General features: G+C 47.3%; 10 protein-coding genes, 11 tRNA genes and 9 rRNA genes. 3 read left to right on the plus strand and 27 right to left on the minus strand.

Annotated features, from left to right (window positions below):
* Positions 1–106: 106 nt before the first annotated feature.
* The 9 genes from rplA to P4S58_RS13935 all read right to left on the minus strand — a co-directional run bounded on the left by rplA (position 107) and on the right by P4S58_RS13935 (position 4,320).
* The gene (gene rplA, locus P4S58_RS13895; RefSeq protein ID WP_042490187.1) at positions 107–808 is read right to left on the minus strand and encodes a 50S ribosomal protein L1; all 702 of its coding nucleotides are present in this window, start codon (positions 806–808) and stop codon (positions 107–109) included.
* Positions 809–812: 4 nt separating this feature from the next.
* Positions 813–1,241, minus strand: coding sequence for a 50S ribosomal protein L11 (gene rplK / locus P4S58_RS13900; protein ID WP_042490185.1), 429 nt, complete (start codon positions 1,239–1,241; stop codon positions 813–815).
* A 184-nt stretch (positions 1,242–1,425) separates the two neighbouring features.
* Entirely contained in the window at positions 1,426–1,974 is a 549-nt protein-coding gene (gene nusG, locus P4S58_RS13905; RefSeq protein ID WP_042490183.1) for a transcription termination/antitermination protein NusG, read from the minus strand.
* Positions 1,975–1,986: 12 nt separating this feature from the next.
* Positions 1,987–2,364 (minus strand): preprotein translocase subunit SecE, encoded by a 378-nt coding sequence (gene secE, locus P4S58_RS13910; protein ID WP_042490180.1) that lies wholly within the window; start codon positions 2,362–2,364, stop codon positions 1,987–1,989.
* Positions 2,365–2,603: 239 nt separating this feature from the next.
* Complete coding sequence (gene tuf, locus P4S58_RS13915; RefSeq protein WP_337164304.1) at positions 2,604–3,788, minus strand: elongation factor Tu; 1,185 nt, start codon at positions 3,786–3,788, stop codon at positions 2,604–2,606.
* Positions 3,789–3,892: 104 nt separating this feature from the next.
* Positions 3,893–3,968, minus strand: a tRNA-Thr gene (locus P4S58_RS13920).
* Positions 3,969–3,982: 14 nt separating this feature from the next.
* A tRNA-Gly gene (locus tag P4S58_RS13925) sits at positions 3,983–4,057 on the minus strand.
* 34 nt (positions 4,058–4,091) lie between these two features.
* Positions 4,092–4,176, minus strand: a tRNA-Tyr gene (locus P4S58_RS13930).
* Positions 4,177–4,244: 68 nt separating this feature from the next.
* Positions 4,245–4,320 (minus strand) — tRNA-Thr (locus tag P4S58_RS13935).
* A gap of 208 nt (positions 4,321–4,528) precedes the next feature.
* Between P4S58_RS13935 and coaA the strand changes: the two genes are divergently transcribed.
* Complete coding sequence (gene coaA / locus P4S58_RS13940) at positions 4,529–5,452, plus strand: type I pantothenate kinase (protein WP_042490401.1); 924 nt, start codon at positions 4,529–4,531, stop codon at positions 5,450–5,452.
* A 35-nt stretch (positions 5,453–5,487) separates the two neighbouring features.
* Here the strand turns inward: coaA and birA are convergent, their stop codons facing one another.
* Together birA and murB are read right to left on the minus strand one after the other, a co-directional pair.
* On the minus strand, positions 5,488–6,450 hold the full coding sequence (birA, locus tag P4S58_RS13945) for a bifunctional biotin--[acetyl-CoA-carboxylase] ligase/biotin operon repressor BirA (RefSeq protein WP_102964772.1): 963 nt from the start codon (positions 6,448–6,450) through the stop codon (positions 5,488–5,490).
* On the minus strand, positions 6,451–7,521 hold the full coding sequence (murB, locus tag P4S58_RS13950) for a UDP-N-acetylmuramate dehydrogenase (protein ID WP_443089021.1): 1,071 nt from the start codon (positions 7,519–7,521) through the stop codon (positions 6,451–6,453). It abuts the gene before it with no gap.
* 49 nt (positions 7,522–7,570) lie between these two features.
* Here murB and P4S58_RS13955 point away from each other — a divergent pair, with 49 nt between their 5' ends.
* Positions 7,571–8,011, plus strand: a complete 441-nt coding sequence (locus P4S58_RS13955) for a GNAT family N-acetyltransferase (protein WP_102964774.1) — start codon at positions 7,571–7,573, stop codon at positions 8,009–8,011.
* Between the two features lie 92 nt (positions 8,012–8,103).
* Complete coding sequence (pssA, locus tag P4S58_RS13960; RefSeq protein WP_102964775.1) at positions 8,104–9,444, plus strand: CDP-diacylglycerol--serine O-phosphatidyltransferase; 1,341 nt, start codon at positions 8,104–8,106, stop codon at positions 9,442–9,444.
* 530 nt (positions 9,445–9,974) lie between these two features.
* Here the strand turns inward: pssA and P4S58_RS13965 are convergent.
* The 16 genes from P4S58_RS13965 to P4S58_RS14040 all read right to left on the minus strand — a co-directional run bounded on the left by P4S58_RS13965 (position 9,975) and on the right by P4S58_RS14040 (position 26,504).
* Positions 9,975–10,051, minus strand: a tRNA-Asp gene (locus tag P4S58_RS13965).
* Positions 10,052–10,081: 30 nt separating this feature from the next.
* Positions 10,082–10,197: ribosomal RNA gene (rrf, locus tag P4S58_RS13970) — 5S ribosomal RNA — on the minus strand.
* Positions 10,198–10,286: 89 nt separating this feature from the next.
* Positions 10,287–13,175, minus strand: a 23S ribosomal RNA gene (locus P4S58_RS13975).
* A gap of 317 nt (positions 13,176–13,492) precedes the next feature.
* Positions 13,493–13,568, minus strand: a tRNA-Ala gene (locus tag P4S58_RS13980).
* A 39-nt stretch (positions 13,569–13,607) separates the two neighbouring features.
* Positions 13,608–13,684 (minus strand) — tRNA-Ile (locus tag P4S58_RS13985).
* 66 nt (positions 13,685–13,750) lie between these two features.
* A 16S ribosomal RNA gene (locus P4S58_RS13990) occupies positions 13,751–15,293 on the minus strand.
* Positions 15,294–15,668: 375 nt separating this feature from the next.
* Positions 15,669–15,784: ribosomal RNA gene (rrf, locus tag P4S58_RS13995) — 5S ribosomal RNA — on the minus strand.
* A gap of 90 nt (positions 15,785–15,874) precedes the next feature.
* Positions 15,875–18,763, minus strand: a 23S ribosomal RNA gene (locus tag P4S58_RS14000).
* Between the two features lie 370 nt (positions 18,764–19,133).
* A tRNA-Val gene (locus P4S58_RS14005) sits at positions 19,134–19,209 on the minus strand.
* A 62-nt stretch (positions 19,210–19,271) separates the two neighbouring features.
* Positions 19,272–19,347 (minus strand) — tRNA-Lys (locus P4S58_RS14010).
* Between the two features lies 1 nt (position 19,348).
* A tRNA-Glu gene (locus P4S58_RS14015) sits at positions 19,349–19,424 on the minus strand.
* Positions 19,425–19,491: 67 nt separating this feature from the next.
* A 16S ribosomal RNA gene (locus tag P4S58_RS14020) occupies positions 19,492–21,033 on the minus strand.
* Between the two features lie 375 nt (positions 21,034–21,408).
* Positions 21,409–21,524: ribosomal RNA gene (gene rrf, locus P4S58_RS14025) — 5S ribosomal RNA — on the minus strand.
* A 90-nt stretch (positions 21,525–21,614) separates the two neighbouring features.
* A 23S ribosomal RNA gene (locus P4S58_RS14030) occupies positions 21,615–24,503 on the minus strand.
* A 316-nt stretch (positions 24,504–24,819) separates the two neighbouring features.
* Positions 24,820–24,895: transfer RNA gene (locus tag P4S58_RS14035), tRNA-Glu, on the minus strand.
* Between the two features lie 67 nt (positions 24,896–24,962).
* Positions 24,963–26,504: ribosomal RNA gene (locus tag P4S58_RS14040) — 16S ribosomal RNA — on the minus strand.
* Together the 16S, 23S and 5S rRNA genes with 7 tRNA genes alongside form the textbook arrangement of a ribosomal RNA operon.
* Positions 26,505–26,525 lie beyond the last annotated feature (21 nt).

The raw sequence follows: 26,525 nt of genomic DNA on the forward strand, positions 1-26,525 counted from the left end.
CGGTCTTGGACGGAGACTGAATTCTGATTCAGAGAATCGGGCTTCAGCCCCAACCACAAATATTAGGCGCAAAATTATACACAAATTTTGCGCCTAAGCAAATGCATTATGCTTGAGTGTTCAGAGTATTCTGATCAACAGCAACACCAGCACCCATAGTAGTAGAGATGCTTACCTTCTTCAGGAAAGTACCTTTCGCTGAAGATGGTTTTGCTTTCTTAAGCGCAACTAGTAGAGCTTCTAAGTTCTCTTGTAGTTGGTTAGCTTCGAAAGACACCTTACCAATAGTAGTGTGGATGATACCGTTCTTGTCGTTACGGTAACGAACCTGACCAGCTTTAGCGTTCTTAACCGCTTCAGCAACGTTAGGAGTTACAGTACCAACTTTAGGGTTTGGCATTAGACCACGTGGACCAAGGATGGTACCAAGTTGACCTACAACGCGCATTGCATCTGGAGATGCGATAACTACGTCGAAGTCCATAACACCTTTCTTAACTTGATCAGCTAGGTCTTCCATACCCACTAGGTCAGCGCCTGCAGCTTTAGCAGCTTCAGCGTTTGCACCTTGAGTGAACACAGCAACACGGATATCACGACCAGTACCGTGTGGTAGTACAGTTGCACCACGTACGTTTTGGTCAGATTTACGAGCGTCGATACCTAGGTTAACAGCAACGTCAACAGACTCTACGAATTTTGCAGTTGCTAGTTCTTTAAGAAGAGCAACAGCTTCGTTGATTTCGTACTCTTTAGTTACATCCACTTTCTCGCGGATTGTACGCATACGCTTAGTTAGTTTTGCCATTATATTAACCCTCTACCACTAGGCCCATTGAACGAGCAGTACCAGCGATAGAACGCTTCATCGCTTCGATGTCAGCACCAGTCATATCAGCAGCTTTAGTTTCTGCGATTTCTTGGATTTGAGCGTCAGTGATAGTACCCACTTTTTCAGTGTTTGGACGACCAGAACCAGACTTGATACCAGCTGCTTTCTTAAGAAGAACTGCTGCAGGTGGAGTCTTAGTTTCGAATGTGAAAGAACGGTCGCTGTATACAGTGATAACAACTGGAGTAGGTAGACCTTTCTCGATAGATTCTGTACGTGCGTTGAACGCTTTACAGAATTCCATGATGTTCACACCACGTTGACCTAGAGCAGGACCAACTGGTGGACTTGGGTTAGCCATACCCGCTGCAACTTGCAGCTTGATATAAGCTTCAACTTTCTTAGCCATGATATTTCCTAAATTTTGGGTTCAAACGCTAATTAACAATCAGCTCCCCGAAGTAACAAAACCAATTAAAGGTTTAGAAAACCTGATTCTCAAGTGGTAACACTCAAAAATGGTATTAATACCTGTAAAAAGGCGCGAAATTATAGCTAGCATTCGCGCCTTAAACAAGCCTAAAAGGTGTTTTTTAGTCAACCTTTTCAACTTGTCCAAATTCAAGCTCAACTGGTGTCGCACGACCAAAGATCGATACAGACACTTTCAGGCGGCTCTTCTCATAGTCCACTTCTTCAACCGTACCGTTAAAGTCAGCAAATGGACCTTCGTTAACACGAACCACTTCACCCGCTTCGAACATAGTCTTAGGACGTGGAGCTTCGCTCGCCTTCTCTAGACGGTTCAGAATCGCGTCTGCTTCTTTATCAGTAATTGGCGCTGGACGATCAGAAGTACCACCAATGAAGCCCATTACACGAGGGACGCTACGTACTAAGTGCCAAGATTCATCATTCATAATCATTTGCACAAGCACGTAACCAGGGAAGAATTTACGTTCACTTTTACGGCGTTGACCCGCGCGCATCTCAACAACTTCTTCAGTTGGGACAAGCACTTCACCGAATAGATCTTCCATGCTGTGCATCTTGATATGTTCACGTAGAGATTGTGCTACGCGACCTTCAAAGCCAGAGAAGGCTTGAACTACATACCAGCGTTTTTTTGGAGCTTCACTCATGTATTAAACCCTCTATACCCCAGTAGCAAAGGCCACTAGACGAACCATAATTCCGTCAATGCCCCAAAGTACTAGAGCCATTACAATACTTACCGCTAACACAATTAGTGTTGTTTGCATCGTTTCTTGGCGTGTAGGCCAAACAACTTTACGAACTTCCATTCGTGATTCACGTGCAAAACTAATTGCGGCTTTGCCTTTTGATGTTGTTGCAGCGACGCCTAGCGCAGCAGCAATTAACACAATTACACCTGCAGCGCGAATCACTACAGACAATTCACCATACAGGTAATTACCCACAACAGCGGCAGCTAGCAGAACGAAAGTGACAATCCACTTAAATGTATCTGCTGCATTTGAGCTATCAGGAGCTTCAGCATTTGCTTTCATAAACCAACCTGTCACACAAGTCTTACTATAGACGACAACAACCCCGCTGCTGCAGGGCAAATCCATAACATCAAGGTAAAATACCTCGATGCACTCTCTTTTTTATTTGTTAAAGAGCTAAATTCTTTAACAAATAGTCCTGTTTTCACACTTGCTTGTATAAAAAACTAGCTAATGCTTAATACAGCGCATAAAAAGGGCATCAAATGATGCCCTTTTTACTAGTGTCGCGTCAAATCTTATTCAAAGATTTTAGCTACAACACCAGCACCAACTGTACGGCCACCTTCACGGATCGCGAAACGTAGACCTTCATCCATTGCGATTGGAGCGATTAGCTCTACAATCATTTGGATGTTGTCGCCTGGCATTACCATTTCTACGCCTTCTGGTAGAGAGATATCACCAGTTACGTCAGTTGTACGGAAGTAGAACTGTGGACGGTAGCCTTTGAAGAATGGAGTATGACGGCCACCTTCATCTTTAGACAGTACGTATACTTCTGATTCAAAAGTAGTGTGTGGAGTGATTGAACCTGGTTTCGCTAGTACTTGACCACGTTCAACTTCGTCACGTTTAGTACCACGTAGAAGTGCACCAACGTTCTCACCCGCACGACCTTCGTCTAGAAGCTTACGGAACATCTCAACACCAGTACATGTAGTAGTTGTAGTGTCGTGGATACCAACGATCGCTACTTCATCACCTACACGTAGAATACCGCGCTCGATACGGCCAGTTACTACTGTACCACGACCTTGGATTGAGAATACGTCTTCGATTGGCATTAGGAACGGCATGTCTACTGCACGCTCTGGCTCTGGAATGTACTCATCTAGTGCTTTAGCAAGCTCGATGATTTTCTCTTCCCACTGTGCTTCGCCGTTTAGCGCGCCTAGTGCTGAACCTTGGATAACTGGTAGGTCATCACCTGGGAAATCGTACTCAGATAGAAGTTCACGAACTTCCATTTCTACTAGTTCTAGTAGCTCTTCGTCATCTACCATGTCACATTTGTTCATGAATACGATGATGTAAGGGATACCAACCTGACGGCCTAGTAGGATGTGCTCACGAGTTTGTGGCATTGGACCATCTGTTGCAGCAACAACTAAGATACCACCGTCCATTTGCGCAGCACCAGTGATCATGTTTTTAACATAGTCAGCGTGTCCTGGGCAGTCTACGTGTGCGTAGTGACGAGCTGGAGTATCGTACTCTACGTGTGAAGTAGAGATTGTGATACCGCGCTCACGCTCTTCTGGAGCGTTATCGATAGATGCGAAGTCACGAGCTGAACCACCGTATACTTTTGATAGAGTAGTACAGATAGCTGCTGTTAGAGTTGTTTTACCGTGGTCAACGTGGCCGATAGTACCAACGTTTACGTGCGGTTTCGTACGTTCAAATTTTTCTTTAGACATGAGTTGTCCCTCTAGGTACGGATTTAAGTGGCTTTATAAATGACCACGCAACCAAAAATTTGGTAGTAAAAAGTATATATCAAAAGGAAAAGTTTGCTTAGAGCTGGTGCTGATAGGCAGAATCGAACTGCCGACCTCATCCTTACCAAGGATGCGCTCTACCATCTGAGCTATATCAGCACTCTTAAATGGAGTGGAGCGGGCAGCGGGAATCGAACCCGCATCATCAGCTTGGAAGGCTGAGGTAATAGCCATTATACGATGCCCGCAACACGTAACTCTGAGAGCTATTTCCTAATAATATGGTGGAGGGGGACGGATTCGAACCATCGAAGGCGGAGCCGGCAGATTTACAGTCTGCTCCCTTTGGCCACTCGGGAACCCCTCCAAATTTTTACGCCACTTCTCTCATTAATAAGCAGTTTTCATTACAGAAAGCTCTCATAAAGGAGAAAATGGTGCCGACTACCGGAATCGAACTGGTGACCTACTGATTACAAGTCAGTTGCTCTACCTACTGAGCTAAGTCGGCATAAGTGGTGCGCATTCTAGTGAATGATTTATTGGCTTGCAATACTTATGAGAAAAAAAATGCGAAATTTCGCGTTCTTTTGTTTGTTCGATGATTTTTCAAGCGAATTCACGCCTAAACACTAAATATTCCATCTTTCTCGTTTGAATTGTGGCTACCATATTGTATGTTCGCTGGTCTTACTCTAATTTCGACAATTGAGCATGTTATGACCCCATATTTGTCTTTTGATCGCCAACAATGGTCTGAACTTCGCAATTCAGTGCCAATGATGCTGTCAGAAAGTGATCTGCAAGAGTTGCAAGGTATCAATGAGAATTTGACGGTAAAAGAGACTGTAGAAATCTATCTCCCTCTCGCTCGTCTTCTTAACTTGTATGTCGCGGCAAGACAGAGTCGTAATAGTGTGCTCAATCAGTTTCTCGGTAATAAAGAAAGCGCTCCCCCTTTTATCATTGGGATTGCAGGCAGTGTCGCTGTGGGAAAGAGTACCACAGCTCGCTTACTAAGAGCTTTGCTCGCCCGATGGGAAAACCATTCTAAGGTTGAACTCGTCACGACCGATGGCTTTCTACACCCAAATAGAATATTGGAAGAGCGCGGTATTATGCATAAGAAAGGATTTCCTGAATCTTATGATATACGTAGCCTTGTTCAATTTGTTTCCGATGTCAAAGCAGGGAAACCGAATGTCGAAGTCCCTGTTTATTCACACCTGACTTATGACATCACAGAGCAGAAAAAAGTTGTCGATCGCCCTGATGTGTTGATCATTGAAGGGCTCAATGTTCTACAAAGTGGCATGGATTACCCGCACGATCCTCATCGAGTGTTTATTTCTGATTTTCTTGATTTCTCTATCTATGTCGATGCAGATAGCCAGATGATCGAAAAATGGTATGTTGAACGCTTTATGAAATTCAGAGACAGTGCATTCAAAGAGCCGGGGTCTTATTTCAGCCATTACACTTCATTAAGCACAGAAGAAGCCATCGCAAAAGCGAAACAAATTTGGCATTCGATTAATGGTAAGAACCTACAGGGGAACATTCTTCCTACGAAAGAACGGGCTCAACTGATTTTGAAGAAAGGCCTCAACCATACCGTGGAAGAGATACTTCTTCGTAAGTAACGATAAAACATAAAAAAGAGGCCTCAGCCTCTTTTTTATTCGTTGTTTCTTAAGGAAATCTCGCCACCGATAAAACTCTTAATGCCTTGTTCTGTTTCCAACAAAACACCACCTTGTTCATCGATACCACGTTCTATTCCCGTGACCTCATTCGTTCCCATAATGAGCTTAACTTTACGCCCGATAAAGTTATCTAAGCGATTCCAACGTTCTACAAAGTTTTGCATACCGTGAATTTCGTAATTTTTTAACGCTGTATCTAGGGTGTTAATAAACTCTGCAGCCAAAATATTGCGATCAATATGATCGGTACCGATCACCTCAGACAAACTTGCCCAAGGCTGATCGATAGCAGAATCACGATCTTGCATCGCCAAATTCATACCCATACCGATAACCAAGTGGGCTGCGCCACCGGCTTGACCTGACATCTCGACTAATATGCCCGCCAGTTTTCGGTCTTGATAATAAAGGTCGTTTGGCCATTTCAGTTTCACACCTTCCAAGCCCATATTTTCTAGAGCCTCTACCATAGCAACACCAACAACAAGGCTAAGCCCCATCGCTGCAGCCATACCAGCATCAAGACGCCAGTACATTGATAAATACAGGTTTGCACCGAATGGCGATACCCAATGGCGTCCACGTCTGCCTCGACCACTCTCTTGATACTCAGCAATACAAACCGTACCGGACTGCAAGTTGGCAGTATTATCAATCAAATACTGGTTGGTTGAGCCGATTACTGGATGAAGCTCTACCGGATTTGAAACCTTTGATTGGATTAAAGTTTCATCCAACATGATCAGCGGTTGAGACAATTGATATCCTTTTCCTTGAACACGGAAGATATCAACGCCCCACCCCTGAATGCCTTTGATATGCTTACTGATCGCCGCGCGAGACATTCCAAGATCTTCGCCTAACGATTCTCCCGAGTGAAAAGAACCATCAGATAGCTTACTCAGTAACTTTAACTTTACGTCTGGATTTTTCACTCATGATTCTCCAATCAAACAACTCAAATACGTTTCTTTGTCTCGCCCCATGAAGCGAACTTCATGTTCCAACAAAACACCATACGTCTCTAGTACTTTACTTCGGACTATGCCAGCCAATTCAACGATATCTTGGGCTGTGGCATTGCCTTTGTTAATCAATACTAAAGACTGATTAGGATGAACCTGAGCTCCGCCATGTACTGTTCCTTTAAGTCCCGCATGTTCAATGAGCCATCCGGCGGCAAGCTTCACACCGTCAGCAACCGGATAGGCGACAATATCTGGAAATGAAGACTTTAGCATTTCAAAATGCTGCTCGATAACAACGGGGTTTTTGAAGAAACTTCCAGCATTTCCGATGACAGCAGGATTAGGTAATTTTTCACTACGAACCTGACATACACGCTCAAACACTTGTCTGGCAGAGCAGTCTTCGCCGAGTTCTTTTAAAGGGCCATAGTTAATGTTTGGTTGCCAATGCTTAGTGAGTTTAAGACCCACTGCGACGACGATTGCCTTGTTATAAAGCGTTTTCTTAAAAATAGAATCTCGGTAGCCAAAAGCACATTCTTCTTTAGTGAGACGCTTAACTTGCAATGAATCTAGGCAAAGGTAGTCAACGTATTCACACACATCTTGAAACTCTACCCCATAAGCGCCAATGTTTTGTATTGGAGCAGAACCGGCGCATCCGGGAATCAAAGCCAAGTTCTCTAACCCTGATATATTCTCGTTTATACTCCATTCAACGAGATCCCGCCAATCTTCCCCGCCCTCTACATGCAAATAATGAAAGTCTTCATCTTGAGTGTGCTTAATGCCAAGCATACGGTTAACCATGATCAAACCTTGATAGGTCTCGGTAAAAAGCATGTTGCTCCCCTTACCTAACATCAATTTGGGCAAAGCTTTAAGCAGTGGAGAACGATACACTTCTTTTAGATCATCGACTGTTTCAATGAATACTAATGTATGGCATAGCTGCTCAATGCCAAACGTATGATAAGCGGCTAAATTCACATCGTGATGTAATTGCAAAGGGCTATGTAATTGCATGAGACTCTTCAGATAAACTAAACTTCGGACATTCTACAACAGATGCCATGATAAGACACAAATGCCTGAACTCAAGTTTGGACACTTAGATCCAATAAAACTCCCACTGCTTAAACGCTTCTACAAACAACATTACCCAAGCACTAAACCTAAAAGTGACGAATTATCGATTGTTGCGTATAGCGATTTTTCTATGGTTGCTGTAGTACGATTTCGCTCGATTGCAGAATGTAGGTTGCTAACTGGGATGGCTGTAGATGAATCCAAAAGAGGGGAAGGTATAGGCTCTCAACTACTCAACTATTGCTTAAACGAGGTTTTGGCCAAAAATGATTTTTGTTTTTCTTATAACCATCTACAAAACTTCTATGAACAGGCTAACTTCAAAAAAATAGATATTGAAGAATTACCAAATGACCTTAGAACCTTATTTCTTAGATACAGTCAAAACGGTAAAGATCTCATTCCAATGCAGTTTTTTGCCGAGCGCAGCGAAGTTTAAACAGCTTTTCTAGCCTTTTGTTTCACTAGTTTGGTATTATCCGTTGTTCGCACATTTGCACATTTGCACATAAGTAAGGTAAAGCATTCAAAATGATCGCTCGTAGAAACCCATTCGACCAGCTGCCGACTATTGCGCAAGATCCGACTAAATTTGCCATTCTCTTCTCTGCCAAAGAATTTCGTACTCATCTCATTGAGTCAATTCGCCAGGCTAGTAAGCGAATTTACCTTGTAGCCCTATACCTAGAAGACGATGAAGCTGGCCGAGAGATTCTTACTGAGTTGTTCGAAGCTAAGCAACGTAATCCTGGATTAGATATTAATATATGTGTCGATTGGCACCGAGCACAGCGCGGCCTAATAGGTAAAGCAACCTCCGAAGGTAATGCTGCGGCTTATAAAAAGTTTAACCAAGAGTACAAACATACCATTCCAACTTATGGAATCCCTGTACGCGGGCGTGAAGTTTTTGGCGTGTTACATCTGAAAGGTTTTGTTATTGATGATACTGTCATATATAGCGGAGCCAGCTTAAACAACGTTTACCTCCACTATAATGAACGTTATCGCTTTGATCGGTACCATTCAATCGAAAATGCAACCTTAGCTGACAGCATGGTCAAATTCGTTCAAGAAGAGATGTTAGCTCATCCTGCGGTTAATGATCTTAGCGCTCAAGATAAACCAGCAACGAAAGAGATCAAAACCGATATTCGTCAATTCAGAGCTTCACTGGCTCAGGCAAGCTACAAGTTTGAACCGGATGTTGTTGCTCAGGACAAAGTTGCTATTACGCCAATTGTTGGTTTAGGTAAGCGTCGTAACAGACTTAACCAATACATCGTACAACTTATCGCTCAAGCGAAAGATGAAGTATTCATCTGCACACCTTATTTTAATTTCCCAAGAAGTATCGCAAAGGAAGTAAAGAAGGCGCTCAAACGTGGCGTTAAAGTACATATCATCATTGGCGATAAAACAGCAAACGACTTCTACATTTCACCGGAAGAAGAATTCAAGACGATTGGCGGGCTACCTTATCTTTATGAGATAAACCTGCGTCGCTTCGCTAAAGCGAATGAAGCTAACATTGCTAGCCGTAAACTGTCCATTCATCTATGGAAGCACGAAGACAATAGCTTCCACCTAAAAGGGATTTGGGTAGACAAACGCTATATGTTGTTAACGGGAAATAACCTAAATCCTAGAGCTTGGAAACTCGATTTAGAGAATGCTCTACTGGTAAAAGATGACTACCACTTGTTAACAGAGCAGTTTGAGAAAGAGATCCAAAACATTCTTCAGCATACTCACTTAGTTTGTACATACAGACAATTAGAGAAGCTTGAAGACTACCCAGAAGCGGTACAACGCTTAGTACGGAAGATCACTCGAGTGAAAGCGGACAGAGTCTTAAAACAAATACTGTAAAAGCACATAATCAAGAAACCGACGCCACTGTGTCGGTTTTTTTATATCTGTTTTTAGAGGTAGTGAAACATTTAAGAATGTGTAACGAAAACGATGGAGATGAATTGATCTACCCTTCTTAAACTAATACCTAGGGCGTGAAAAGCTCAGATATTCTTATCTTGCGCAGCTTACTCTCTATTTTGGTTTAGAGGGTATACAGCAGAACCGCTGGAACTTCACATTGTTTGCTTTTTTGTATCTACGTAGTGACAGCCTGTTAGGCTCTTAAACAAAAGCAAGTAACTGAACTAATGCTCCACATCCGTTCGCCTTTCTCCAAATACAAAATATCCCTGTCATTTCTGACAAGGCTTCAAAATAGTCTCGGAGCGGACGGGACTTCCTATTACTTTACTTGGCGCGCCCCCCGGCGTGACAAGTCGGCTTTCTCTTAAACCAAGTGAAACCCACTGAACTGTCGCTTCGTGTTGGTTCGTCTTTCTCCAGACGCAAAAAAGCCCCGTCATTTCTGACGAGGCTTCAAATAGTGGCGGAGCGGACGGGACTCGAACCCGCGACCCCCGGCGTGACAGGCCGGTATTCTAACCAACTGAACTACCGCTCCGCATTGGTTAGCGCTTGGTGCTAAATAAAAGCCTGGCGATGTCCTACTCTCACATGGGGAGACCCCACACTACCATCGGCGCTAATTCGTTTCACTTCTGAGTTCGGCATGGAATCAGGTGGGTCCAAATCGCTATGGTCGCCAAGCAAAATTTTAAAATTCGGAAAGCTGTTAATGTTCTCTACACATTCAATTCTGTTCTTGCTTTGAGCCCACAAAACCCCTTGGGTGTTGTATGGTTAAGCCTCACGGGCAATTAGTACAGGTTAGCTCAATGCCTCACAGCACTTACACACCCTGCCTATCAACGTTCTAGTCTCGAACAACCCTTTAGGACACTTAAAGTGTCAGGGAGAACTCATCTCAGGGCTTGCTTCCCGCTTAGATGCTTTCAGCGGTTATCAATTCCGAACTTAGCTACCGGGCAATGCTACTGGCGTAACAACCCGAACACCAGAGGTTCGTCCACTCCGGTCCTCTCGTACTAGGAGCAGCCCCCTTCAATTCTCCAACGCCCACGGCAGATAGGGACCGAACTGTCTCACGACGTTCTAAACCCAGCTCGCGTACCACTTTAAATGGCGAACAGCCATACCCTTGGGACCGACTTCAGCCCCAGGATGTGATGAGCCGACATCGAGGTGCCAAACACCGCCGTCGATATGAACTCTTGGGCGGTATCAGCCTGTTATCCCCGGAGTACCTTTTATCCGTTGAGCGATGGCCCTTCCATTCAGAACCACCGGATCACTATGACCTGCTTTCGCACCTGCTCGAATTGTCATTCTCGCAGTCAAGCGGGCTTATGCCATTGCACTAACCACACGATGTCCAACCGTGTTTAGCCCACCTTCGTGCTCCTCCGTTACTCTTTGGGAGGAGACCGCCCCAGTCAAACTACCCACCAGGCACTGTCCTCGACCCGGATGACGGGTCTGAGTTAGAACATCAAACATACAAGGGTGGTATTTCAAGGACGGCTCCACACAAACTAGCGTCTGCGCTTCAAAGCCTCCCACCTATCCTACACATGTAGGTTCAATGTTCAGTGCCAAGCTGTAGTAAAGGTTCACGGGGTCTTTCCGTCTAGCCGCGGGTACACTGCATCTTCACAGCGATTTCAATTTCACTGAGTCTCGGGTGGAGACAGCGTGGCCATCATTACGCCATTCGTGCAGGTCGGAACTTACCCGACAAGGAATTTCGCTACCTTAGGACCGTTATAGTTACGGCCGCCGTTTACCGGGGCTTCGATCAAGAGCTTCGACCGAAGTCTAACCCCATCAATTAACCTTCCGGCACCGGGCAGGCGTCACACCGTATACGTCATCTTACGATTTTGCACAGTGCTGTGTTTTTAATAAACAGTTGCAGCCACCTGGTATCTGCGACTCTCATCAGCTCCATCCGCGAGGGACTTCACCGTCAAGAGCGTACCTTCTCCCGAAGTTACGGTACCATTTTGCCTAGTTCCTTCACCCGAGTTCTCTCAAGCGCCTTGGTATTCTCTACCCGACCACCTGTGTCGGTTTGGGGTACGATTCCTTACAATCTGAAGCTTAGAGGCTTTTCCTGGAAGCATGGCATCAATGACTTCACTACCGTAGTAGCTCGACATCGTGTCTCAGCCTTAAAGAGAGCCGGATTTACCTAACTCTCAAGCCTACGCACTTGAACCTGGACAACCGTCGCCAGGCCCACCTAGCCTTCTCCGTCCCCCCATCGCAATTGTAAGAAGTACGGGAATATTAACCCGTTTCCCATCGACTACGCCTTTCGGCCTCGCCTTAGGGGTCGACTCACCCTGCCCCGATTAACGTTGGACAGGAACCCTTGGTCTTCCGGCGAGGAGGTTTTTCACCCCTTTATCGTTACTCATGTCAGCATTCGCACTTCTGATACCTCCAGCATGCTTTACAACACACCTTCAACGGCTTACAGAACGCTCCCCTACCCAATACAATAAATTGCATTGCCGCAGCTTCGGTTGATTACTTAGCCCCGTTACATCTTCCGCGCAGGCCGACTCGACTAGTGAGCTATTACGCTTTCTTTAAATGATGGCTGCTTCTAAGCCAACATCCTAGCTGTCTGAGCCTTCCCACATCGTTTCCCACTTAGTAATCATTTGGGACCTTAGCTGGCGGTCTGGGTTGTTTCCCTCTCCACGACGGACGTTAGCACCCGCCGTGTGTCTCCCGGATAGTACTTACTGGTATTCGGAGTTTGCAAAGGGTTGGTAAGTCGGGATGACCCCCTAGCCTTAACAGTGCTCTACCCCCAGTAGTATTCGTCCGAGGCGCTACCTAAATAGCTTTCGGGGAGAACCAGCTATCTCCGAGTTTGATTGGCCTTTCACCCCTAGCCACAAGTCATCCGCTAATTTTTCAACATTAGTCGGTTCGGTCCTCCAATTGATGTTACTCAATCTTCAACCTGCCCATGGCTAGATCACTCGGTTTCGGGTCTATATCCAGAGACTAAACGCCCAGTTAAGACTCGGTTTCCCTACGGCTCCCCTATACGGTTAACCTTGCCACTGAATATAAGTCGCTGACCCATTATACAAAAGGTACGCAGTCACCCCACGAAGAGGCTCCTACTGCTTGTACGTACACGGTTTCAGGTTCTATTTCACTCCCCTCACAGGGGTTCTTTTCGCCTTTCCCTCACGGTACTGGTTCACTATCGGTCAGTCAGGAGTATTTAGCCTTGGAGGATGGTCCCCCCATATTCAAACAGGATATCACGTGTCCCGCCTTACTCGTTTTCACTCAAAATGACATGTCGGTTACGGGGCTATCACCCGGTATCGCGATACTTTCCAGAATCTTCACCTGTGTCATTAAAAGCTTAAGGGCTAATCCAATTTCGCTCGCCGCTACTTTCGGAATCTCAATTGATTTCTTTTCCTCGGGGTACTTAGATGTTTCAGTTCTCCCGGTTCGCCTCATTAACCTATGTATTCAGTTAATGATACTCACTTATGTGAGTGGGTTTCCCCATTCGGAAATCGTAGACTCAAGTGGCTTTTACTGCCTTATCTACGCTTATCGCAAGTTAATACGTCCTTCATCGCCTCTGACTGCCAAGGCATCCACCGTGTACGCTTAGTCACTTAACCATACAACCCCAAAGGGTCTTTCGTATGGCAAACAACCAAGGTTTAGTTGTCTCTCATTATTTGAATGAGCGAGAGACATTTCGATTTTGCCGGACTCAAATATCAATACTTACTTATAAAGTAAGATTCCCAAGAACACTTGAATGTGTATTGGTACCTAAATGACTGAGTCATCTAGGATTTGAGAACTTTTAATAAATAACGATTAATCAAATCGTTATTTGTCAGCTTTCCAAATTGTTAAAGAGCAAGAGTTTTTATAAACAAAGAGTTTACGAAAACCATTTTTAAAAGCACTCATCGAATGCGCTTAAAGATGGTGGAGCTATGCGGGATCGAACCGCAGACCTCCTGCGTGCAAGGCAGGCGCTCTCCCAGCTGAGCTATAACCCCATCAGGTGTCGATACTGTTCAATCTTCACAAGGAAAGATTGGTGGGTCTGAGTGGACTTGAACCACCGACCTCTCGCTTATCAGGCGAACGCTCTAACCACCTGAGCTACAGACCCAGTATCGTCTCTTTACTTTCTAAACCTAATCAATCTGTGTGGACACTCATCAAGAGAATCTTTACGTAAGGAGGTGATCCAGCGCCAGGTTCCCCTAGCGCTACCTTGTTACGACTTCACCCCAGTCATGAACCACAAAGTGGCAAGCGTCCTCCCGAAGGTTAAACTACCTGCTTCTTTTGCAGCCCACTCCCATGGTGTGACGGGCGGTGTGTACAAGGCCCGGGAACGTATTCACCGTGACATTCTGATTCACGATTACTAGCGATTCCGACTTCATGGAGTCGAGTTGCAGACTCCAATCCGGACTACGACGCACTTTTTGGGATTCGCTTACTATCGCTAGTTCGCTGCCCTCTGTATGCGCCATTGTAGCACGTGTGTAGCCCTACTCGTAAGGGCCATGATGACTTGACGTCGTCCCCACCTTCCTCCGGTTTATCACCGGCAGTCTCCCTGGAGTTCCCGACATTACTCGCTGGCAAACAAGGATAAGGGTTGCGCTCGTTGCGGGACTTAACCCAACATTTCACAACACGAGCTGACGACAGCCATGCAGCACCTGTCTCAGAGTTCCCGAAGGCACTCCCGCGTCTCCGCAGGATTCTCTGGATGTCAAGAGTAGGTAAGGTTCTTCGCGTTGCATCGAATTAAACCACATGCTCCACCGCTTGTGCGGGCCCCCGTCAATTCATTTGAGTTTTAATCTTGCGACCGTACTCCCCAGGCGGTCTACTTAACGCGTTAGCTCCGAAAGCCACGGCTCAAGGCCACAACCTCCAAGTAGACATCGTTTACGGCGTGGACTACCAGGGTATCTAATCCTGTTTGCTCCCCACGCTTTCGCATCTGAGTGTCAGTATCTGTCCAGGGGGCCGCCTTCGCCACCGGTATTCCTTCAGATCTCTACGCATTTCACCGCTACACCTGAAATTCTACCCCCCTCTACAGTACTCTAGCTTGCCAGTTTCAAATGCTATTCCGAGGTTGAGCCCCGGGCTTTCACATCTGACTTAACAAACCACCTGCATGCGCTTTACGCCCAGTAATTCCGATTAACGCTCGCACCCTCCGTATTACCGCGGCTGCTGGCACGGAGTTAGCCGGTGCTTCTTCTGTCGCTAACGTCAAATGATGCTGCTATTAACAACACCACCTTCCTCACGACTGAAAGTGCTTTACAACCCGAAGGCCTTCTTCACACACGCGGCATGGCTGCATCAGGCTTGCGCCCATTGTGCAATATTCCCCACTGCTGCCTCCCGTAGGAGTCTGGACCGTGTCTCAGTTCCAGTGTGGCTGATCATCCTCTCAGACCAGCTAGGGATCGTCGCCTTGGTGAGCCATTACCTCACCAACTAGCTAATCCCACCTGGGCATATCCTGACGCGAGAGGCCCGAAGGTCCCCCTCTTTGAGCCGAAGCTATTATGCGGTATTAGCCATCGTTTCCAATGGTTATCCCCCACATCAGGGCAATTTCCCAGGCATTACTCACCCGTCCGCCGCTCGCCACCCGAGAAACAAGTTTCTCTGTGCTGCCGCTCGACTTGCATGTGTTAGGCCTGCCGCCAGCGTTCAATCTGAGCCATGATCAAACTCTTCAATTTAAGATTTTGTCGGCTCAACGAATACTGACTTCAAAACTGCTCTTACTCGAAAGCAAGAAGTAATTTTAAAGCTATTACCATTCCAACAGAATGGTAATGAATTGACTGTGCCAAGACCGAAGTCTTGATTGGTCACTCAGTTCATTGAAACCTAAGTTGCTTTGTTACAAGAACAAAGACTTAACTTTGATTTTCATCAACGAGTGCCCACACAGATTGATAGGTTTAAATTGTTAAAGAGCTTTGCTTTCAGTGCCTTAGCACTTGGGCAGGACGCGTATATTACGCTTCATGCTTTGAAAGTCAACATAAAATTCTAAACATTTTAGAACTCTATGTTGACTCGCTTAATAAGTAAGCAAGTCATGAATATGAGCCTGGCGATGTCCTACTCTCACATGGGGAGACCCCACACTACCATCGGCGCTAATTCGTTTCACTTCTGAGTTCGGCATGGAATCAGGTGGGTCCAAATCGCTATGGTCGCCAAGCAAAATTTTAAAATTCGGAAAGCTGTTAATGTTCTCTACACATTCAATTCTGTTCTTGCTTTGAGCCCATCAAAACCCCTTGGGTGTTGTATGGTTAAGCCTCACGGGCAATTAGTACAGGTTAGCTCAATGCCTCACAGCACTTACACACCCTGCCTATCAACGTTCTAGTCTCGAACAACCCTTTAGGACACTTAAAGTGCCAGGGAGAACTCATCTCAGGGCTTGCTTCCCGCTTAGATGCTTTCAGCGGTTATCAATTCCGAACTTAGCTACCGGGCAATGCTACTGGCGTAACAACCCGAACACCAGAGGTTCGTCCACTCCGGTCCTCTCGTACTAGGAGCAGCCCCCTTCAATTCTCCAACGCCCACGGCAGATAGGGACCGAACTGTCTCACGACGTTCTAAACCCAGCTCGCGTACCACTTTAAATGGCGAACAGCCATACCCTTGGGACCGACTTCAGCCCCAGGATGTGATGAGCCGACATCGAGGTGCCAAACACCGCCGTCGATATGAACTCTTGGGCGGTATCAGCCTGTTATCCCCGGAGTACCTTTTATCCGTTGAGCGATGGCCCTTCCATTCAGAACCACCGGATCACTATGACCTGCTTTCGCACCTGCTCGAATTGTCATTCTCGCAGTCAAGCGGGCTTATGCCATTGCACTAACCACACGATGTCCAACCGTGTTTAGCCCACCTTCGTGCTCCTCCGTTACTCTTTGGGAGGAGACCGCCCCAGTCAAACTACCCACCAGGCACTGTCCTCGACCCGGATGACGGGTCTGAGTTAGAACATCAAACATACAAGGGTGGTATTTCAAGGACGGCTCCACACAAACTAGCGTCTGCGCTTCAAAGCCTCCCACCTATCCTACACATGTAGGTTCAATGTTCAGTGCCAAGCTGTAGTAAAGGTTCACGGGGTCTTTCCGTCTAGCCGCGGGTACACTGCATCTTCACAGCGATTTCAATTTCACTGAGTCTCGGGTGGAGACAGCGTGGCCATCATTACGCCATTCGTGCAGGTCGGAACTTACCCGACAAGGAATTTCGCTACCTTAGGACCGTTATAGTTACGGCCGCCGTTTACCGGGGCTTCGATCAAGAGCTTCGACCGAAGTCTAACCCCATCAATTAACCTTCCGGCACCGGGCAGGCGTCACACCGTATACGTCATCTTACGATTTTGCACAGTGCTGTGTTTTTAATAAACAGTTGCAGCCACCTGGTATCTGCGACTCTCATCAGCTCCATCCGCAAGGGACTTCACCGTCAAGAGCGTACCTTCTCCCGAAGTTACGGTACCATTTTGCCTAGTTCCTTCACCCGAGTTCTCTCAAGCGCCTTGGTATTCTCTACCCGACCACCTGTGTCGGTTTGGGGTACGATTCCTTACAATCTGAAGCTTAGAGGCTTTTCCTGGAAGCATGGCATCAATGACTTCACTACCGTAGTAGCTCGACATCGTGTCTCAGCCTTAAAGAGAGCCGGATTTACCTAACTCTCAAGCCTACGCACTTGAACCTGGACAACCGTCGCCAGGCCCACCTAGCCTTCTCCGTCCCCCCATCGCAATTGTAAGAAGTACGGGAATATTAACCCGTTTCCCATCGACTACGCCTTTCGGCCTCGCCTTAGGGGTCGACTCACCCTGCCCCGATTAACGTTGGACAGGAACCCTTGGTCTTCCGGCGAGGAGGTTTTTCACCCCTTTATCGTTACTCATGTCAGCATTCGCACTTCTGATACCTCCAGCATGCTTTACAACACACCTTCAACGGCTTACAGAACGCTCCCCTACCCAATACAATAAATTGCATTGCCGCAGCTTCGGTTGATTACTTAGCCCCGTTACATCTTCCGCGCAGGCCGACTCGACTAGTGAGCTATTACGCTTTCTTTAAATGATGGCTGCTTCTAAGCCAACATCCTAGCTGTCTGAGCCTTCCCACATCGTTTCCCACTTAGTAATCATTTGGGACCTTAGCTGGCGGTCTGGGTTGTTTCCCTCTCCACGACGGACGTTAGCACCCGCCGTGTGTCTCCCGGATAGTACTTACTGGTATTCGGAGTTTGCAAAGGGTTGGTAAGTCGGGATGACCCCCTAGCCTTAACAGTGCTCTACCCCCAGTAGTATTCGTCCGAGGCGCTACCTAAATAGCTTTCGGGGAGAACCAGCTATCTCCGAGTTTGATTGGCCTTTCACCCCTAGCCACAAGTCATCCGCTAATTTTTCAACATTAGTCGGTTCGGTCCTCCAATTGATGTTACTCAATCTTCAACCTGCCCATGGCTAGATCACTCGGTTTCGGGTCTATATCCAGAGACTAAACGCCCAGTTAAGACTCGGTTTCCCTACGGCTCCCCTATACGGTTAACCTTGCCACTGAATATAAGTCGCTGACCCATTATACAAAAGGTACGCAGTCACCCCACGAAGAGGCTCCTACTGCTTGTACGTACACGGTTTCAGGTTCTATTTCACTCCCCTCACAGGGGTTCTTTTCGCCTTTCCCTCACGGTACTGGTTCACTATCGGTCAGTCAGGAGTATTTAGCCTTGGAGGATGGTCCCCCCATATTCAAACAGGATATCACGTGTCCCGCCTTACTCGTTTTCACTCAAAATGACATGTCGGTTACGGGGCTATCACCCGGTATCGCGATACTTTCCAGAATCTTCACCTGTGTCATTAAAAGCTTAAGGGCTAATCCAATTTCGCTCGCCGCTACTTTCGGAATCTCAATTGATTTCTTTTCCTCGGGGTACTTAGATGTTTCAGTTCTCCCGGTTCGCCTCCTTACCCTATGTATTCAGGTAAGGATACTCACTTATGTGAGTGGGTTTCCCCATTCGGAAATCGTAGACTCAAGTGGCTTTTACTGCCTTATCTACGCTTATCGCAAGTTAATACGTCCTTCATCGCCTCTGACTGCCAAGGCATCCACCGTGTACGCTTAGTCACTTAACCATACAACCCCAAAGGGTCTTTCGTATGGCAAACAACCAAGGTTTAGTTGTCTCTCATTATTTGAATGAGCGAGAGACATTTCGATTTTGCCGGACTCAAATATGAATACTTACTTAAAAAGTAAGATTCCCAAGAACACTTGAATGTGTATTGGTACCTAAATCATCTCTTCATAAAAAGAAATCATCTAGGATTTGAGAACTTTTAATAAATAACAATTCAATCAAAAATTGTTATTTGTCAGCTTTCCAAATTGTTAAAGAGCAAAGTGCATTTTCATCACTTTTTAAGGATTCTCGTCGTCAGAAGTCCGAACCACGTACGTTTTATTGAAGTGGTTTGGATTCTTTATCCAAAAATGCTTAAAGAGTGGTGGGCGATACCGGGTTCGAACCAGTGACCCCCTGCTTGTAAGGCAGGTGCTCTCCCAACTGAGCTAATCGCCCACATTTTCTAACTTGTCTTCACTTTAAAAAGTGAAATCAAACTAGTTTCCTGTGGAAGGAAATGGTGGGTCGTGCAGGATTCGAACCTGCGACCAATTGATTAAAAGTCAACTGCTCTACCAACTGAGCTAACGACCCATGGTATCCCGTAGGGGAGTCGAACCCCTGTTACCGCCGTGAAAGGGCGGTGTCCTAGGCCTCTAGACGAACGGGACACTAAGATACTCTTATCTTTCTAAACCTAATCAATCTGTGTGGACACTCATCAAGAGAATCTTTACGTAAGGAGGTGATCCAGCGCCAGGTTCCCCTAGCGCTACCTTGTTACGACTTCACCCCAGTCATGAACCACAAAGTGGCAAGCGTCCTCCCGAAGGTTAAACTACCTGCTTCTTTTGCAGCCCACTCCCATGGTGTGACGGGCGGTGTGTACAAGGCCCGGGAACGTATTCACCGTGACATTCTGATTCACGATTACTAGCGATTCCGACTTCATGGAGTCGAGTTGCAGACTCCAATCCGGACTACGACGCACTTTTTGGGATTCGCTTACTCTCGCAAGTTCGCTGCCCTCTGTATGCGCCATTGTAGCACGTGTGTAGCCCTACTCGTAAGGGCCATGATGACTTGACGTCGTCCCCACCTTCCTCCGGTTTATCACCGGCAGTCTCCCTGGAGTTCCCGACATTACTCGCTGGCAAACAAGGATAAGGGTTGCGCTCGTTGCGGGACTTAACCCAACATTTCACAACACGAGCTGACGACAGCCATGCAGCACCTGTCTTACAGTTCCCGAAGGCACACCTGCGTCTCCGCTGGCTTCTGTAGATGTCAAGAGTAGGTAAGGTTCTTCGCGTTGCATCGAATTAAACCACATGCTCCACCGCTTGTGCGGGCCCCCGTCAATTCATTTGAGTTTTAATCTTGCGACCGTACTCCCCAGGCGGTCTACTTAACGCGTTAGCTCCGAAAGCCACGGCTCAAGGCCACAACCTCCAAGTAGACATCGTTTACGGCGTGGACTACCAGGGTATCTAATCCTGTTTGCTCCCCACGCTTTCGCATCTGAGTGTCAGTATCTGTCCAGGGGGCCGCCTTCGCCACCGGTATTCCTTCAGATCTCTACGCATTTCACCGCTACACCTGAAATTCTACCCCCTCTACAGTACTCTAGCTTGCCAGTTTCAAATGCTATTCCGAGGTTGAGCCCCGGGCTTTCACATCTGACTTAACAAACCACCTGCATGCGCTTTACGCCCAGTAATTCCGATTAACGCTCGCACCCTCCGTATTACCGCGGCTGCTGGCACGGAGTTAGCCGGTGCTTCTTCTGTCGCTAACGTCAAATGATAGTGCTATTAACACTACCACCTTCCTCACGACTGAAAGTGCTTTACAACCCGAAGGCCTTCTTCACACACGCGGCATGGCTGCATCAGGCTTGCGCCCATTGTGCAATATTCCCCACTGCTGCCTCCCGTAGGAGTCTGGACCGTGTCTCAGTTCCAGTGTGGCTGATCATCCTCTCAGACCAGCTAGGGATCGTCGCCTTGGTGAGCCATTACCTCACCAACTAGCTAATCCCACCTGGGCATATCCTGACGCGAGAGGCCCGAAGGTCCCCCTCTTTGAGCCGAAGCTATTATGCGGTATTAGCCATCGTTTCCAATGGTTATCCCCCACATCAGGGCAATTTCCCAGGCATTACTCACCCGTCCGCCGCTCGCCACCCGAGAAACAAGTTTCTCTGTGCTGCCGCTCGACTTGCATGTGTTAGGCCTGCCGCCAGCGTTCAATCTGAGCCATGATCAAACTCTTCAATTTAAGATTTTGTCGGCTCAACGAATACTGACTTCAAAACTGCTCTTACTCGAAAGCAAGAAGTAATTTTAAAGCTATTACCATTCCAACAGAATGGTAATGAATTGACTGTGCCAAGACCGAAGTCTTGATTGGTCACTCAGTTCATTGAAACCTAAGTTGCTTTGTTACAAGAACAAAGACTTAACTTTGATTTTCATCAACGAGTGCCCACACAGATTGATAGGTTTAAATTGTTAAAGAGCTTTGCTTTCAGTGCCTTAGCACTTGGGCAGGACGCGTATATTACGCTTCATGCTTTGAAAGTCAACATAAAATTCTAAACATTTTAGAACTCTATGTTGACTCGCTTAATAAGTAAGCAAGTCATGAATATGAGCCTGGCGATGTCCTACTCTCACATGGGGAGACCCCACACTACCATCGGCGCTAATTCGTTTCACTTCTGAGTTCGGCATGGAATCAGGTGGGTCCAAATCGCTATGGTCGCCAAGCAAAATTTTAAAATTCGGAAAGCTGTTAATGTTCTCTACACATTCAATTCTGTTCTTGCTTTGAGCCCATCAAAACCCCTTGGGTGTTGTATGGTTAAGCCTCACGGGCAATTAGTACAGGTTAGCTCAATGCCTCACAGCACTTACACACCCTGCCTATCAACGTTCTAGTCTCGAACAACCCTTTAGGACACTTAAAGTGCCAGGGAGAACTCATCTCAGGGCTTGCTTCCCGCTTAGATGCTTTCAGCGGTTATCAATTCCGAACTTAGCTACCGGGCAATGCTACTGGCGTAACAACCCGAACACCAGAGGTTCGTCCACTCCGGTCCTCTCGTACTAGGAGCAGCCCCCTTCAATTCTCCAACGCCCACGGCAGATAGGGACCGAACTGTCTCACGACGTTCTAAACCCAGCTCGCGTACCACTTTAAATGGCGAACAGCCATACCCTTGGGACCGACTTCAGCCCCAGGATGTGATGAGCCGACATCGAGGTGCCAAACACCGCCGTCGATATGAACTCTTGGGCGGTATCAGCCTGTTATCCCCGGAGTACCTTTTATCCGTTGAGCGATGGCCCTTCCATTCAGAACCACCGGATCACTATGACCTGCTTTCGCACCTGCTCGAATTGTCATTCTCGCAGTCAAGCGGGCTTATGCCATTGCACTAACCACACGATGTCCAACCGTGTTTAGCCCACCTTCGTGCTCCTCCGTTACTCTTTGGGAGGAGACCGCCCCAGTCAAACTACCCACCAGGCACTGTCCTCGACCCGGATGACGGGTCTGAGTTAGAACATCAAACATACAAGGGTGGTATTTCAAGGACGGCTCCACACAAACTAGCGTCTGCGCTTCAAAGCCTCCCACCTATCCTACACATGTAGGTTCAATGTTCAGTGCCAAGCTGTAGTAAAGGTTCACGGGGTCTTTCCGTCTAGCCGCGGGTACACTGCATCTTCACAGCGATTTCAATTTCACTGAGTCTCGGGTGGAGACAGCGTGGCCATCATTACGCCATTCGTGCAGGTCGGAACTTACCCGACAAGGAATTTCGCTACCTTAGGACCGTTATAGTTACGGCCGCCGTTTACCGGGGCTTCGATCAAGAGCTTCGACCGAAGTCTAACCCCATCAATTAACCTTCCGGCACCGGGCAGGCGTCACACCGTATACGTCATCTTACGATTTTGCACAGTGCTGTGTTTTTAATAAACAGTTGCAGCCACCTGGTATCTGCGACTCTCATCAGCTCCATCCGCGAGGGACTTCACCGTCAAGAGCGTACCTTCTCCCGAAGTTACGGTACCATTTTGCCTAGTTCCTTCACCCGAGTTCTCTCAAGCGCCTTGGTATTCTCTACCCGACCACCTGTGTCGGTTTGGGGTACGATTCCTTACAATCTGAAGCTTAGAGGCTTTTCCTGGAAGCATGGCATCAATGACTTCACTACCGTAGTAGCTCGACATCGTGTCTCAGCCTTAAAGAGAGCCGGATTTACCTAACTCTCAAGCCTACGCACTTGAACCTGGACAACCGTCGCCAGGCCCACCTAGCCTTCTCCGTCCCCCCATCGCAATTGTAAGAAGTACGGGAATATTAACCCGTTTCCCATCGACTACGCCTTTCGGCCTCGCCTTAGGGGTCGACTCACCCTGCCCCGATTAACGTTGGACAGGAACCCTTGGTCTTCCGGCGAGGAGGTTTTTCACCCCTTTATCGTTACTCATGTCAGCATTCGCACTTCTGATACCTCCAGCATGCTTTACAACACACCTTCAACGGCTTACAGAACGCTCCCCTACCCAATACAATAAATTGCATTGCCGCAGCTTCGGTTGATTACTTAGCCCCGTTACATCTTCCGCGCAGGCCGACTCGACTAGTGAGCTATTACGCTTTCTTTAAATGATGGCTGCTTCTAAGCCAACATCCTAGCTGTCTGAGCCTTCCCACATCGTTTCCCACTTAGTAATCATTTGGGACCTTAGCTGGCGGTCTGGGTTGTTTCCCTCTCCACGACGGACGTTAGCACCCGCCGTGTGTCTCCCGGATAGTACTTACTGGTATTCGGAGTTTGCAAAGGGTTGGTAAGTCGGGATGACCCCCTAGCCTTAACAGTGCTCTACCCCCAGTAGTATTCGTCCGAGGCGCTACCTAAATAGCTTTCGGGGAGAACCAGCTATCTCCGAGTTTGATTGGCCTTTCACCCCTAGCCACAAGTCATCCGCTAATTTTTCAACATTAGTCGGTTCGGTCCTCCAATTGATGTTACTCAATCTTCAACCTGCCCATGGCTAGATCACTCGGTTTCGGGTCTATATCCAGAGACTAAACGCCCAGTTAAGACTCGGTTTCCCTACGGCTCCCCTATACGGTTAACCTTGCCACTGAATATAAGTCGCTGACCCATTATACAAAAGGTACGCAGTCACCCCACGAAGAGGCTCCTACTGCTTGTACGTACACGGTTTCAGGTTCTATTTCACTCCCCTCACAGGGGTTCTTTTCGCCTTTCCCTCACGGTACTGGTTCACTATCGGTCAGTCAGGAGTATTTAGCCTTGGAGGATGGTCCCCCCATATTCAAACAGGATATCACGTGTCCCGCCTTACTCGTTTTCACTCAAAATGACATGTCGGTTACGGGGCTATCACCCGGTATCGCGATACTTTCCAGAATCTTCACCTGTGTCATTAAAAGCTTAAGGGCTAATCCAATTTCGCTCGCCGCTACTTTCGGAATCTCAATTGATTTCTTTTCCTCGGGGTACTTAGATGTTTCAGTTCTCCCGGTTCGCCTCCTTACCCTATGTATTCAGGTAAGGATACTCACTTATGTGAGTGGGTTTCCCCATTCGGAAATCGTAGACTCAAGTGGCTTTTACTGCCTTATCTACGCTTATCGCAAGTTAATACGTCCTTCATCGCCTCTGACTGCCAAGGCATCCACCGTGTACGCTTAGTCACTTAACCATACAACCCCAAAGGGTCTTTCGTATGGCAAACAACCAAGGTTTAGTTGTCTCTCATTATTTGAATGAGCGAGAGACATTTCGATTTTGCCGGACTCAAATATCAATACTTACTTATAAAGTAAGATTCCCAAGAACACTTGAATGTGTATTGGTACCTAAATGACTGAGTCATCTAGGATTTGAGAACTTTTAATAGTTAATAATTAATCAAATTATTAACTGTCAGCTTTCCAAATTGTTAAAGAGCAAGAGTTTTTATAAACAAAGAGTTTACGAAAACCATTTTTAAACACACTCGTAAGAATGCTTAAAGATGGTATCCCGTAGGGGAGTCGAACCCCTGTTACCGCCGTGAAAGGGCGGTGTCCTAGGCCTCTAGACGAAAGGGACACTAAGATACTCTTATCTTTCTAAACCTAATCAATCTGTGTGGACACTCATCAAGAGAATCTTTACGTAAGGAGGTGATCCAGCGCCAGGTTCCCCTAGCGCTACCTTGTTACGACTTCACCCCAGTCATGAACCACAAAGTGGCAAGCGTCCTCCCGAAGGTTAAACTACCTGCTTCTTTTGCAGCCCACTCCCATGGTGTGACGGGCGGTGTGTACAAGGCCCGGGAACGTATTCACCGTGACATTCTGATTCACGATTACTAGCGATTCCGACTTCATGGAGTCGAGTTGCAGACTCCAATCCGGACTACGACGCACTTTTTGGGATTCGCTTACTATCGCTAGTTCGCTGCCCTCTGTATGCGCCATTGTAGCACGTGTGTAGCCCTACTCGTAAGGGCCATGATGACTTGACGTCGTCCCCACCTTCCTCCGGTTTATCACCGGCAGTCTCCCTGGAGTTCCCGACATTACTCGCTGGCAAACAAGGATAAGGGTTGCGCTCGTTGCGGGACTTAACCCAACATTTCACAACACGAGCTGACGACAGCCATGCAGCACCTGTCTCAGAGTTCCCGAAGGCACTCCCGCGTCTCCGCAGGATTCTCTGGATGTCAAGAGTAGGTAAGGTTCTTCGCGTTGCATCGAATTAAACCACATGCTCCACCGCTTGTGCGGGCCCCCGTCAATTCATTTGAGTTTTAATCTTGCGACCGTACTCCCCAGGCGGTCTACTTAACGCGTTAGCTCCGAAAGCCACGGCTCAAGGCCACAACCTCCAAGTAGACATCGTTTACGGCGTGGACTACCAGGGTATCTAATCCTGTTTGCTCCCCACGCTTTCGCATCTGAGTGTCAGTATCTGTCCAGGGGGCCGCCTTCGCCACCGGTATTCCTTCAGATCTCTACGCATTTCACCGCTACACCTGAAATTCTACCCCCTCTACAGTACTCTAGCTTGCCAGTTTCAAATGCTATTCCGAGGTTGAGCCCCGGGCTTTCACATCTGACTTAACAAACCACCTGCATGCGCTTTACGCCCAGTAATTCCGATTAACGCTCGCACCCTCCGTATTACCGCGGCTGCTGGCACGGAGTTAGCCGGTGCTTCTTCTGTCGCTAACGTCAAATGATGCTGCTATTAACAACACCACCTTCCTCACGACTGAAAGTGCTTTACAACCCGAAGGCCTTCTTCACACACGCGGCATGGCTGCATCAGGCTTGCGCCCATTGTGCAATATTCCCCACTGCTGCCTCCCGTAGGAGTCTGGACCGTGTCTCAGTTCCAGTGTGGCTGATCATCCTCTCAGACCAGCTAGGGATCGTCGCCTTGGTGAGCCATTACCTCACCAACTAGCTAATCCCACCTGGGCATATCCTGACGCGAGAGGCCCGAAGGTCCCCCTCTTTGAGCCGAAGCTATTATGCGGTATTAGCCATCGTTTCCAATGGTTATCCCCCACATCAGGGCAATTTCCCAGGCATTACTCACCCGTCCGCCGCTCGCCACCCGAGAAACAAGTTTCTCTGTGCTGCCGCTCGACTTGCATGTGTTAGGCCTGCCGCCAGCGTTCAATCTGAGCCATGATCAAACTCTTCAATTTAAGATTTTGTCGGCTCAACGA

Source organism: Vibrio sp. Hal054 (assembly GCF_037162405.1).
Classification (GTDB): domain Bacteria; phylum Pseudomonadota; class Gammaproteobacteria; order Enterobacterales; family Vibrionaceae; genus Vibrio; species Vibrio diazotrophicus.

Excerpts from the sequence above, each read along its gene's own strand:
- rplA (WP_042490187.1), bottom strand. The coding sequence starts at position 808 with ATGGCAAAACTAACTAAGCGTATGCGTACAATCCGCGAGAAAGTGGAT.
- rplK (WP_042490185.1), bottom strand. The coding sequence starts at position 1,241 with ATGGCTAAGAAAGTTGAAGCTTATATCAAGCTGCAAGTTGCAGCGGGT.
- nusG (WP_042490183.1), bottom strand. The coding sequence starts at position 1,974 with ATGAGTGAAGCTCCAAAAAAACGCTGGTATGTAGTTCAAGCCTTCTCT.
- secE (WP_042490180.1), bottom strand. The coding sequence starts at position 2,364 with ATGAAAGCAAATGCTGAAGCTCCTGATAGCTCAAATGCAGCAGATACA.
- tuf (WP_337164304.1), bottom strand. The coding sequence starts at position 3,788 with ATGTCTAAAGAAAAATTTGAACGTACGAAACCGCACGTAAACGTTGGT.
- coaA (WP_042490401.1), top strand. The coding sequence starts at position 4,529 with ATGACCCCATATTTGTCTTTTGATCGCCAACAATGGTCTGAACTTCGC.
- P4S58_RS13955 (WP_102964774.1), top strand. The coding sequence starts at position 7,571 with ATGCCTGAACTCAAGTTTGGACACTTAGATCCAATAAAACTCCCACTG.
- pssA (WP_102964775.1), top strand. The coding sequence starts at position 8,104 with ATGATCGCTCGTAGAAACCCATTCGACCAGCTGCCGACTATTGCGCAA.